The sequence below is a fragment of the Vibrio sp. 10N.261.45.E2 genome, assembly GCF_002875705.1.
GTDB lineage: Bacteria > Pseudomonadota > Gammaproteobacteria > Enterobacterales > Vibrionaceae > Vibrio.
The window spans coordinates 1-12,703 of record NZ_MCZZ01000010.1 but is presented as its reverse complement, the minus strand read 5'-3'; the positions used below and the strand labels follow the sequence as shown (position 1 = coordinate 12,703).

Below are 12,703 nucleotides of genomic sequence, written 5' to 3'. Positions count from 1 at the left end.
ACTTATTATCTGAAATCAGGAGTAAAGAAGGCACTGTATTACATACAAAGGGCATTTATCACTCTTAATAACAACTTGTATTGGTGCAATCACATACTACTTTTGCTATTTTAGTCAGTAGTTTAGAGCAAGTTACTGACTTATGAAGTATGACCTTACCATTTTGGTCTATGGCATGAAGACCAAAGTGTTTTTTTGTTAGGTCGATACCGCAAAAATAAGAATAATCAGGCATGGTGCCTCCGATGCATTTAAGTACCACATAAGTGTGGCAGATCCTCGGTAGGGGGAATCCACGTCATTCGTTATGCCATTGAATTAACCTCAAACAAGAAGCACTGTTTATGAGTTTTGATAGATATAAGATATTTGAAAATCGTTCGTTAGCACATAGATTATTTAAAAGGCATCACACCCACTTTAATGATATTTATTGGTCCCAAAGGACCGTTTTTACCCATACGTTCTCGCAAACGAAAACCTTCAGTACAGAAGATCCTGTTAAATCACTTTTTAGTACAACTAATGATGAAATTAGAAATAATAGGTCTCTTGGGGAGTGGGGGCAGTGGTATTCTGAGTTTGATAATTGGTCTAGAATGTCATATATAGTTGCTCTTGCTGGATATCTAGAGACATATATTGCACAAATTTCTACAGCTGCATTTGAGTCAACTCCTTCACTTATTTTAGGGGCTGGTTCATCAAAAATAGATGGCGCTACTTTTCTTAAACATAACTCCAAATATGACTTATACTCTCACTCTGAATCCCTTACTAGAGGAGACTGGCAGGCTCGGGCTTCAGCATACAAAGGATTTTTTGGCTCATGCCCATTTGAAGATCGAATTTCCAAATTGGAAGAGTTAAGAAAATTAAGAAATGATGCAGGACATACTTTTGGACGTGATATAAAGTCAATGAAGTTTGCTCAAGGTTGGGAAGTTAAAAAGCTGAGTAAGATATCAGATAAAAAAATAATGGGCTTTCTGGAGTTGGTAGAATCTGTAGCAAACTCAATAGACGAACACATTGCTAAAGAGTTCGTTGGACAATATGAAGTAATCAAGGTTTTTCATCAATGGTTACCCACAGTTAATGGCTTTAAAAAGCAAGGAAGAAAAGTACTGAGTAAAGAATTTAAAAGGCATTTTTTTGATTTAACATCTGGTGTTTATAGACCATCGCTAAAACTTATAGATTATTATTATGCTCTTTGACATGGCATAACAAGCTAATCAAGTCGTATGTATAACAGTTGGCTGCGTTCACTTCGTTTACAATTTTATCCCATTATTATCAGCCCCTTTTTGGGGCTTTATGTTCTAGGGGAAAATTCATGATTAGAGAAATTACAAAAGCAGATTTTGAGTCGTTTTGGCCAACATTTTCAGTGGTTGTTTAGGCTCAAGAAACCTATGCCTTTACCCCAGATATGACGCTGGAACAAGCATTCACTCTATGGTGCGAGTCTCCATTGAAGGCTTTTGTTTTCGTAGAAAATAACGAGGTTCAGGGCTCTTACTATATTAAGTCAAATGCAATGGGGCCAAGTAGCCATATAGTAATTGTGGATACATAGTTTCAAGCGAAGCTAGAGGTAAGGGCATTGCACGCCTTATGTGTGAACATTCGCAGGAAACGGCTCTAGGGCTCGGTTTTGACGCCATGCAATTTAACAGCGTGGTTTCTACTAATGAAGTCGCGGTGAAGCTTTGGGAGAGGCTAGGTTTTCACATCATAGGTACAATCCCCAAGGCGTATAAGCAAGCTCATCTAGGGTTAGTTGATAGCTACGTCATGTACAAGTGGCTAAGAATATAACAAAATGTTAAAAGTGATTCGCTATGCGTGGCACTTTTACTATGCGTTGGTTTTAGTTATCAAGATATCGTGCGGTGACTTCGGTATTGCGTTGTTCCCCCCCCCTTAACAGGTTGTTTTCGTTACTTCAGCTAATCAGTTATATCCTAATTTAGCAATATAACTGACAAGGTTTCGTCCAGAATCTTCACAGGCTGAATTTTTACCTGTGGCATTTTCTAGCTCGAAAGTTCCCCACTGTAAGTTAGACCTTTTACACAGTCACACCCTGTTCAGGATATTTTCCAAAATCAAAAGTTATCAATTATTCCAATGGTGTTTATTTTAAATTACCGTGTTATATCTCGGGATAAATTCGACGGAATAACAGTTATCTAAGATACTAACTTTCTTCGGTACTAGCTAATAAAAAACCCGCTAAATGCGGGTCCTAATTATGCTTCTACCAATTCTGCTTTTTCTTTTATCTTTGGTAAATGCTCAAGAATTTCTGTCGTCATTGATTTTGACTTAACGCTTTGTTTGTCTTCAATGTTCGCCCCTGAAGCATCAATAACAGCCACCGCTTTATTAAAAATTGCTTTATATTTTGCTTCATTATCCAATAACTTTATTATTGGGTTACAGTATTTATCTACTTTTTTAACACTGTTTAGAGGCGGGAAGTTTTCATCCGAAGCAAGCAGCGGGAAAAGCATCAGTAAGTAAAATTTAACTTTCTTATACTTCTTATCTAGGTCGCCAGAGTTAAATAAGGAGTCCATACGGTAGTATGCTAACGCTGACATGTAATAGCTTGAAAAATGGTGATCAGGCGAAAATATTGCTGAGTCTTCTTTCCCTACACTTTTAACAATTGAACCATAATAGCTAGTAACCATGTGCGGGTTTTGTTCAAACATAGAAGCAAAGCTCTTAATTTGATTCGCCACAGTAACAATTCTTCTTCGTACTACTTCTCTATCAGAATCGTACTGCTTAGCTCTGCGCTCATAGTATAAGCGACCGTCACCTGTGATCGTGTTGTAATAATGCTCCAGGTTTTTCTGGAAGTCAGACATTGCAGTTAATTGTTCTTTCTTGATCGCGGTTTGGTTGTTGGTTGAGACCGTTACATTAGATTTTACATCGTCGTTATCGGTAACAATCAAGCGAATAGGCACGCAAACATCGTCAATCCCCTCAATGTTTCTATTTTCATACAGAACATTACTTGATTGGCAGCCATTAACGATTTGGTAATCAGATATAACAAACTTATTTGCTGAGGTTTTTATCGAATCAGCAACAATTGTTATGCCATTATTTAAAACTCCAAATAATGTTGGGGTATCGCTAACAAGAGTTTCTGAAATGCTTTGGTTTACTGCGTTTGAAGCACCTTGAAAGTCACGCACGTTATCATCGAATACGCTACGTATATTACCGTTATCATCAATGATGATTTTTTTGAACTCTGTAAATGGTAAATAGCCATAGTAAGCTTGATCAACATGCTCAATTGGTGGCAACGCTACTTTGTTTTGAAAGGTAAATGTTACAGATACAGGGTTTTTAGTTTTTCGATACAGCTTACTTAAGTCATTAGCTCCTAAAATATATTCATCTGTTGAATTAAAGATATTATAATCGCCAATACGATCACGATAGATATCTTTAATAGCTTCTACATTTTGGTCTTCTTTGGGTGAGCCTGTATAGATGTAATAAGCTTTACACTTTGGATTTTCTTTAAAATCTGGTGCCAAATCTAAGATGTAGTTTGATAACTCTGCAAACTTTTGAATTTCTTCGTTTCTTCTTAACTTTGGATTCTCTTCAAAGAAGTCTACGATACCATTATAGAATGAGTTTAACTCCTTCGTATCCATTGAAGGTGACGTTTTCGCTTGAACAAAAACATAAGTAACTTCTAAGTACCCGTTTTGCGACATCAGGTCATCTACTTCATTGCTGTCTTGGACCAAGTGGCCATTAACAATAATACCTAAGCCATCGATACCAGTATCATCTCCAGCACCAACACTTACATCTTGAATATCAAAGGTTTTATTGTATTCAGAGCTTATAACAGCGTAATTGCAGAATAGCTCAAAATCTGACTCGGGTTTAGATGCTTTAAACTCCTGTGTAGCTAAGAAGTCACTAAGTAGTTGCTTTGTTATGCGGTCCATGTATTTTCCAATTATATGAATTAACGTTTTGTGCAATATACCACTATGCATATAGATTAAACCAATGAAACCTTGTATAAGTTGCGGTTTATAAACGTTATCGCGATTGGTAAATTGAATCACTGCGCTTGGCATTAACATTTTGCGACACCCATGCGAAAAATCCGAACTCAATGAGTCCGGCCTCTTTCTCCTTGATATGACTAACAGAAGGACTGGCTAATCCACAAACAAGACACCTCTCTGTACTAGCCACTGTCACCTTATCAACAAGAGTCACATCACGTTAGTCAATGTAATTTAGACTTTGAACTCCTATCGAGAAACCATACTTTTGTCATTCTATTTCTTTATATTAGCTATCCCTTTAGCTAACCCAAACAGGAGTGTTGAAGTTTATATCTCTAACTCTGATTGGCTCCTCAGAAGCGCAATCCCTGTCAATATTTGTTGTGGTCTCACCACTTGGCCAGTAGGTATTTCAATGCTGTCGTATAATATTTTGAACTGCCCCCAATCTTCACTAATGCTAAGTTCTCTACCTTTTACCATTCACATAAGTCTTTTGCACTCGAGAGGTATCGGTTATTCCTCACTCCAACCTGTGGCTGTTCTCACAGTTTTAAAACACAGTCTAGCTATCTTTTCCTTCGTTATTTGGAATTCTAACTCTTGAAAAATGTAACTCTTACTTATTTCGCGATACTTAAATAATAAAAACAACAGGTTGTATTAGTTTTATAAAATGTGGGCTGTGAAATACAATACGCATTGTAAGAGGGCATATGCAGTGGTAATACTCTTCTAAAAAGTTATTCATGAATTGCCAATGTTCGATTTCCGAAACTAATTTTTTCAAAAAGCTACCTCAGATACTGGTCAAGAATTTAGCTCTAGAGAGGATGTAGATTTCTTGAGAAAGGCATATTTTAGATAAAGCTAGCTCTTTCGCTGACATTAGTTCACCAATGTAACTTCTCGCAACTGAGAGTGATGAGAAGTCGGAGTCTAGGGGGGATCAATAACCAGCAAGTCAGAGGAATTAGCCAAGCTTACCATTTTACCAAGATATCCCTATAATGCTATTGAGGTCGCACTGAACAAGAGAAACGGTATGAGTAAAATTATTATGGCAGCATTCGATGGCAGTGCCAATGATAGTATCAGCTGTATCATTGCTAAAACTATGGCACTTCGTCTGGAAGGCTCAGAGTATAAAAATAACGAATTTTATCTATCAGATGAAAACTATGAATTAGTGAATATTATTATTGGTCAATTAGATGATCAAACCCAAAAGCTAAGGGAGGCTTACCGTGAGATAGAGCGATCAGCGCATGTTGAGAGCTACTTTGATAACTTAACTATCGATGAGCTGTTTGTTGCTAATAGTTGTATCCGAGAGTTTGAAATGATTCTGAATGCAAAGAATTGCGCCATGAGTTGTAGCTTTATCGTTTCAGGGGCGTCAGTGATACAAATAATGAAACAGGTTCGTATGTCAGCAGCTAAGTTACGTAGAGCTATCGGTGATCTGATGTCTGTCGAGCGCCAACTTCGAGTAGCTTCAATGAACAAATATGAAAGCAGCTTTGAGATGACCAGTGATAAAGTCACAAAGTTAAAATTGGCAACTGAAGCGGCGATCACCAGTCATAGCTGAGGTAGGTTTAGTTGAAGAGCCTCTGAGGTCCAAAGCTGAAAGCTGCTCATTTATTAATAATTTACTGCTTGTTGTTAGCTTTTCTCAAAGTAGTGTTCTTGTTTGAGGAGCACAAAAGGACGGTCTGATCCGCCCCATCATCGTTGGATATTAAGTTAAGCCTCTCCATACCTACAGTTATCCAAGGCTCTCTAATTTAGCACAAAACCAGACTCGTTTTTTGTCCAAAAACTTCACAGGTGGAGTTTTACCCGTGGCACGTTTTAATACGGAATTTCCTAAAATTCTTAAAACTATTATCTATCACACCATGAGAAGCATCAGCTTGCTCTAATTTTCCTAATGAACCATTATGTGCTTAGTTGTACGCTCTCGTTCATTAGCTAATAAACCAGCAGAGCCAAAGCGGTCTAATAAGATTTTGTAGAATTATCAATATATGAAACCAGAATATTTAGGTGCCAGAGCCTCTAACACTGGCGATGATTTCCATGAATGGTGGGCACTTCGTCTTGCATTACAACTGCTCGAACCTGACACATCATTGGCTGCCGTTACAGTTGAAGGTGTAAACCTTGATAATGAAAATGCTCAAGTTTTAACTGAGTGGGATTCTGTTGACTGTGGTTTGTTTTACGGTGGTCATACAGTAGAAAGGGCTGAAAGGGTTGTCTTTGAGCAGTTGAAGTATTCGTCATCAACACCTGAAAAAAAATGGACTGTTTCGGAGTTAACAAGCTCCAAGTCGAAGTCTTCAAATAACAGCATAATCAAGGGCCTTGCCGATTCATTTCATGCCATATTAAAGGTTAGACCAGATTTGGTTAGTACGGGTGCGCTAACAATCAGGCTAGTCAGTAATAGGTCTATTGGTGCAGACCTTCAGAAATCTCTTTCCGATGCCAATAACAAGAAGCATGAAATATTGAGAGCTGCTAGTGGCCTTAATAAAACAAATTTCAAGAAATTTATTAAATTCTTCGATTTCTCTAAGTGTGGTACAGGTTCTCGCTTTGAGCAGGAAGAAAACGCAATTAATGAAATTTTAACACTAACACATAGTGCTGATCGAGGTTTTGTGTTGGATTTGAAAGATCGAGTTCATAAGTTGATGCTGCCTGAGGCTACAGGAAGTTATATCACTAAAGAAACCGTACTAACATGGATGAATGTATCTGACCCTTTTGCTTTATTTCCATGCCCTTCAAGACTTAAGGCTGTAGAAAACCCTGTGAGCAGAAGTGCTGCTGTGGAGATACAAACAGCCATGGTTAATAGTGAACAATTTATATGCTTGCATGGTGAAGGCGGTAGTGGAAAAACAACTATATTAAAACAGGTTGAAAGTTTATTGCCAGAGGGGTCAGTCATGATTATATATGACTGCTATGGTGCCGGAACTTATATGGATAGTGAAGCCTATCGCCATAGACCGAAAGATGCCTACTTGCAAATAATCAATGAAACCTCAGCCCGATTACGGCTACCTTTGTTGATTAGCCAGGATAGTTCTGTAGATTTTATCAAGGCTTTTTCAGAGAGAATCAGAAGTGCAAGTAAAGTTCTAGAAGCACAAGAAGATAATGCATTATTAGTCGTAGTTATAGATGCTGCGGATAATTCTGTAACGGGCGCCAAGCAGTGTCAACCTGAAGAAGTCAGTTTCGTTCATGAACTGATTAAAATAGGTAATTTACCAAGCAATGTAAGGTTAATTATCTCTGCAAGAACCGGACGCTTAGACTCGTTATCTATTCCATCTAAATACATCTCGGTAGAAATTTCTAACTTCTCATTGGAAGAAACAACGCTTAATGTGTTGAGTAAATATTCTAACGTAGCCGAAGCGTGGATAGAAGACTTTCATGATTTATCTAATCGGAACCCACGAGTACAAAGTTATGCATTCGATTATGCAGGTTTAGAACCGCGCAAGGCGATTGATTTCTTAATGCCAAATGGCAAGGGGTTGGATCAAATATTTGAGGCTCGCTTTGAAGAGGCAACTTTGAAAGAAGGTAACTCTAGCGTTTTGTCTCTTGTTTGTTCATCGTTAATTGCATTACCTACACCAGTTCCAAAGCAGCATTTAGCTAGTGTTGTAGGGATATCGCTAGAGAGAATTAACGATATTATCTCTGACCTTCCCGGAATGCGAGTGCTTGAAGGGAGAGTTGGGTTTCTTGATGAAGATGTTGAATTTTTTGTAAGAGAAAAGGCGCAACCAAAGCTATTGGAAGCTTACAAGCGTTCAGCGGAATATTTCAGCGCTAATCATGGAACTGATGAATATTCAGCCATGCACTTAGCTTCGGCGTTATTTTCAGCTGGGCAAGGCCAAGAAATAATAAAAATCATTGAGGAAAATGAAGCGCCAATAGCTATAAAAGACCAAATAATACGCAGAGAAGTGCAACGTCAGCGGTTGCAACTAGCAATGAAAGTATGTCGTTCAGCAGGCGAGTCAGCAGATGCAATATTTACTTTATTGGTTGGTGCTGAGGCGATGAAAACGGATGATGCCGTAGACAAAATTATCACTGAAAATCCAGATTTATCCGTTCATTTTGCGTCTGATACCGTAGGTAGAAACATACTTTACTCGTCAAAATTATATAAGAACCATGGTAGGTTCTTGTCGCATATTATTGCTCGTGACGCTGCGGATAAGGACTTTATCGCTGCCCGTGAAAAGAAACGTATTCTTCATGAATGGATGAATCGGAGAAGTGAAGATATTGAGCGGCAACAATCCGAACAAAGCGAGCGTCGTTATCAACATGTTAAGGCTTGGCAGTTAGAGCTTGAAGATATTACTGCTGTTGCTCATTCTGTGTTGGATATGGAGGGTTATCAGGCTGCATATGATTTCATCTGTGGTTGGAATCCTAAAAGTATCCGTTACAAAATCGCGATTAGATTGTTGGAACGCCTGTTGTTATCAGGCAAATTAGTCACAGTTCAAGAGTTTTTGAGTGGTGGTTATATTCCAGAGCCTTGGTCATCATTGTTCAAAATACCTTTAGCGCTTATAGGCCATCGTATTGATTGTTCTTCCCTTGAAAAATCATTATGTAACAAAGATGTATTAAGATTTTGTGATTTGAAAGAGCTGGAAAGGCACACATCTCTAGATTCTGATGGTTTTAGCTACGCAGAGATGTTGCTTTGTGGCTGTGAAGTTTTGGCTTCTAATGGTGTGAACTTATCTTCAGTTGAACCGATCCTTGAATACTTATGTCCTGATAATTGGCGCTTGGTTAATAATATCTACATACACGATATTATTAAAAACGATGTTGCTTTTAGAGCTTATTCTTTGTTGATGCGTCACCGTGGTCTCGAGGTTACAATTGAGTCCTATTGGATCGATTCACCTATAACTGAAGGTCTTAATGAAGCCGAAACTAATCGAAAGAAGCAAAAACTATCGGAAAAACATAAAGAAATAAATGAAAACTTCTCATGTTTAATGTCTGTCTATGCTGTTCGAGCTGATATTTTACTATCTAATATTTTGCCGGAAAATGCTGAAGAGAAAGTTAAGTCTGCATTAAGTTCCTTGTTTGAAAATTCCTGGAGGATATCGAGGGAATACTATTTTGAACCGATATGTAGTTGTCTTTCTTTATCGCTAGCCAAGTTGTCTGTTGTACCTGATATCGATGTGAACACAGTACTAATGCTAGTGAAGGGGGCGTTTAAGCAGTGGCCATCTGCATTTTCTTCTGGGCAGCGTAAAGTTATTGCTAGTCTAATAAAAATACCAGAGTTAAGGTCACTAGTTGTTAAGGATATTTTCAATCGCTCAGTTGAAGTAAAAGAGCTAAAAACAGCAGCAAACGAAAAAATCAGCATTCTTTTGGAGCTATCTAGAATATTGCTTTTTGTGGATAAGGAAGAAGCCAGAGAAGTATTCAAAATATCGGTTGATATCGCTAATGACGTTGATGTGGATGCTATGCATGACGTGGCTCTTTTTTTTGCATTATCCAAAAACGCTAAAAAATACTTTTCGCCTAGAGACTCACAGAAAATAGCAACTCAAATGGCTACGATAATAACGGAGTACGGCACTCTTCTCGATGGATATGATCATTTTCCTTGGAACGATGCAATTTCTGCTATTGCTATATTAGATATGCCGAAAGCAATAAGCCTATTAGGCTATTGGGAGGATTGTGATTTAGTCCAAGCCAATCAAACTCTTCCAGCGTTGATATCTACGGGTATTTCAGAAGGAACTATAAGCTCTTCTCAGGCAGCATCGTTGCTCAATTTCTGTGATGATTTGAGTGATGATCTTGTGGCTAATTTAGTTTCGACTACAAGCGTTCAAGATGCTAGTCAACTAGTGGAAGAGATAGCAAAAGCTGAATTATTGAGGTTCAACAGAAGCGGAACTTCAAACGTATGCAAGCTCCTAAATGAGTTAGTTCAATATAGCGATAGTAGTGAATATTGGCATTTAGCACTAAATCAATTGGTTGAATTTAGAACACAAATAAAATCAAGTACCAACGTTGAAACTAGCATTGATAAACCTGACTCGACAACAAGGAAGTTAAAGAAAACTGAGTTCCTTGAATGCATAAAATTAGTAGAAATTTCCTTTGATTCACCTTCTGAATTTCTGAATTCAATTAACGTAAAGCTGAGAGCAGCAAGGAGTGAAGATTTATATGTTACTAGCGATGACATACTGAAATCTGTAGTCAGTAGTTTAGAATCGAGAGCTCGTATTACCTTTCTGGATTTATTGACCGATGAACGTGTAATTGATGAGCTTGGTTATACATGGTCTAAAACGTTGGTTGATTGCATCGATTTCTGGATAGAGTCGTCTCACGCTATATCTGCTTGGAAAGCGGAAAACTTGCCAATCTTAGTTGCTAATCATTTGGGCGAATTCGCTTATGATGAAACTTATGGGAACGACAAACAAACGCTAAAATATGTTATTCATAGCCTTGATTTGAAGAGAGAAGAAAAGGTTAGTTTGCTCTTAAGTGGCTTGGAAAAAAATGTCGAATCTATACCTTTATCTAAACTATATCTGGTGATTAAGCTAATAACGAATTATTGCAGTAAGGAGCAAATTGCTGATGTTACAACTCGTTATGTTCACCGACTAACTAAACGATTAAAACTTCCAACGAATAAAATAGAGTCTGCATGTTCCGTGGAATCAGCATTAGCATGTCAACTTTACTCGTTCTTAGGTGATGTAGACACAAGGGTAAGGTGGCGAGCAGCACACAGTATTAGAGCTTCTGCCAGAATGGGCGACTTTGAGACAATAGTTGCGTTAACAGCTCTATATGATGAAAAATCTATGCTTGGTTATCGCGAAGATAATGTGCCTTTTTATTGGATGTCAGCGCGTCTGTGGCTCATAGTTACATTTGATCGAATTGCTTCCGAGGTTCCAGAAGCAATCGCGCCTGTCGCACGTTGGATATTGAGCATAGCTACTGACCAAGGTTTCCCGCATGTATTAATGCGCCATTTTGCGAAATCCTGTTTAACAAAGCTTCTTTCAAATGATCTTGTTGATTTTGATGGTCAGGAAATTTCTTCGGTACATAGGATTAACACCTCTGATTTAGTCGCTGAAAAATCGAAGCGTAAGGTTTCCCGTGGGGGATTTTTTGAGCGAAATAAAGAGCGAAGGTTTGATTTTGATTCATTAGATACTCTACGTTATATGTATCCGGGGGCAATAAGGTGCTTCTCTGATGTAGGCCAAGAAATGTTTCTTGATGAAGCGGAATCTTGGATAATAGATCGCTGGAATAGTTTTGATTTGTCATCATACGAGAACGAGCCAAGAAAACTCAAGTTTGAAAGAGCAAACTACTCCCTATACAGCCACAGTCACGGTTCAATGCCAACCATAGAGCGCCATCGCTATTACCTAGAGTGGCATTCTATGTGGTGTAGTCTAGGTTCTCTACTTGTAGAAAATGCGTTAGCTGAGCCTGAATACGACGATGACGACTATGGAACACTTAACGGATTTTTGAAACAAGAGGGGTTGACTCAACCCCCGCACTGGTCGAGTGATCTTCGATGTTCTACACCATTAGAATCGCGTTTTCATAAACCACCAACTATAGAGGCAGAAGATTGGGTGGCAACAATAAGCGCCGATGATTTTGAATTGGAGCTTGGTTTAACTTCTGAAGATAGTAATCTAGTTGTGGATTCTTATTATGATATCCGTACAAGTAATCACCGCTCTAGTGTCAGAATATCTTCTTCCCTTGTTAGCCCTGATACCGGATTATCATTAGTTAGAGCGCTTCAAACGTCAGACGACTCCCATGACTACCGCTTACCACCTGCTAGTCATGAGTGTGAGATAAATGATGCCCCATTTTTACTGCGTGGCTGGCTTTGTGAACAATCTGGAGATGCACGTTTAGATGAAAAGGATATGTTTAATAATAGTGTCCGTCTAATTGAGTCTCAGCCATCTGAGAATGTCGTTGAAATACTTGGGTTATGCCAGTCAGATAACTACCCAGTTAGCTGGTTTGCCACCGCTAGTGGAGACAGCGTTTTTTATTATGAAGCGTGGGGTGACGTAAGAGATGATTCACGACCAAGAGAATATATTTATGGTGACGATGTTAACTCCAATGGCCATCGTCTGAAAGTATCGATCGATCACCTAAAGCAATATCTAGATAAAGTTGGCTTTGATCTAATTATTGAAGTTGAAATAACACGAAGAGTAACTAAAGATGGAATTAAAAAGTATAACGAAGAGTCCGAAAAAGAAGAGCGCTATGCAAGACTTTACCTTCTCAGAAGAGCTGGAGAAATCTTTACCGCGGAAGGACGTGTTGGTACTTGGACAGCATCTGGTGACTGAACTTGGATTTTCTGATAGTTGCGACACTCTAGGTAAATGGATGTCGCATTACTTAGCTGAAATCATGGAAAGGGCTCAGTATGAAGAGAACCTTGAGGAAAAAGAAAAGTACGAGCAGCAAGTTATTGATTTAATCCTAAAGTTACCCCCTCTGGCAGGGTA

The 12,703-nt window shown here is 38.5% G+C and carries 4 protein-coding genes and 3 pseudogenes; 4 read left to right on the top strand and 3 right to left on the bottom strand.

Features of this window, described 5'->3' with window-relative positions:
- Positions 1-103: 103 nt before the first annotated feature.
- Positions 104-235, bottom strand: a pseudogene (locus BCT34_RS00520) (IS110 family transposase); the annotation flags it as partial.
- A gap of 109 nt (positions 236-344) precedes the next feature.
- Between BCT34_RS00520 and BCT34_RS00515 the strand changes: the two are divergent.
- Positions 345-1,220, top strand: a complete 876-nt coding sequence (locus tag BCT34_RS00515; RefSeq protein ID WP_076652834.1) for a hypothetical protein — start codon at positions 345-347, stop codon at positions 1,218-1,220.
- 119 nt (positions 1,221-1,339) lie between these two features.
- Positions 1,340-1,824: pseudogene (locus tag BCT34_RS00510) on the top strand (GNAT family N-acetyltransferase).
- Between the two features lie 434 nt (positions 1,825-2,258).
- Here the strand turns inward: BCT34_RS00510 and BCT34_RS00500 are convergent.
- Both BCT34_RS00500 and BCT34_RS24570 read right to left on the bottom strand, forming a co-directional pair.
- Positions 2,259-4,139 (bottom strand): AIPR family protein, encoded by a 1,881-nt coding sequence (locus BCT34_RS00500; protein WP_198593452.1) that lies wholly within the window; start codon positions 4,137-4,139, stop codon positions 2,259-2,261.
- A 255-nt stretch (positions 4,140-4,394) separates the two neighbouring features.
- Positions 4,395-4,655: pseudogene (locus BCT34_RS24570) on the bottom strand (regulator).
- 457 nt (positions 4,656-5,112) lie between these two features.
- On the opposite strand from BCT34_RS24570, the gene BCT34_RS00490 reads away from it, so the two are divergent.
- A complete protein-coding gene (locus BCT34_RS00490; RefSeq protein WP_076652838.1) occupies positions 5,113-5,661 on the top strand; it encodes a hypothetical protein in 549 nt (182 codons plus the stop codon).
- Positions 5,662-6,100: 439 nt separating this feature from the next.
- Positions 6,101-12,541: an ATP-binding protein gene (locus BCT34_RS00485; RefSeq protein ID WP_076652841.1), complete on the top strand. Its 6,441-nt coding sequence runs from the start codon at positions 6,101-6,103 to the stop codon at positions 12,539-12,541.
- Positions 12,542-12,703 lie beyond the last annotated feature (162 nt).

What these genes read in the sequence shown, in the direction of transcription:
- BCT34_RS00500 (WP_198593452.1), bottom strand. Translation starts at nt 4,139, where the DNA reads ATGTTAATGCCAAGCGCAGTGATTCAATTTACCAATCGCGATAACGTT.
- BCT34_RS00515 (WP_076652834.1), top strand. Translation starts at nt 345, where the DNA reads ATGAGTTTTGATAGATATAAGATATTTGAAAATCGTTCGTTAGCACAT.
- BCT34_RS00490 (WP_076652838.1), top strand. Translation starts at nt 5,113, where the DNA reads ATGAGTAAAATTATTATGGCAGCATTCGATGGCAGTGCCAATGATAGT.
- BCT34_RS00485 (WP_076652841.1), top strand. Translation starts at nt 6,101, where the DNA reads ATGAAACCAGAATATTTAGGTGCCAGAGCCTCTAACACTGGCGATGAT.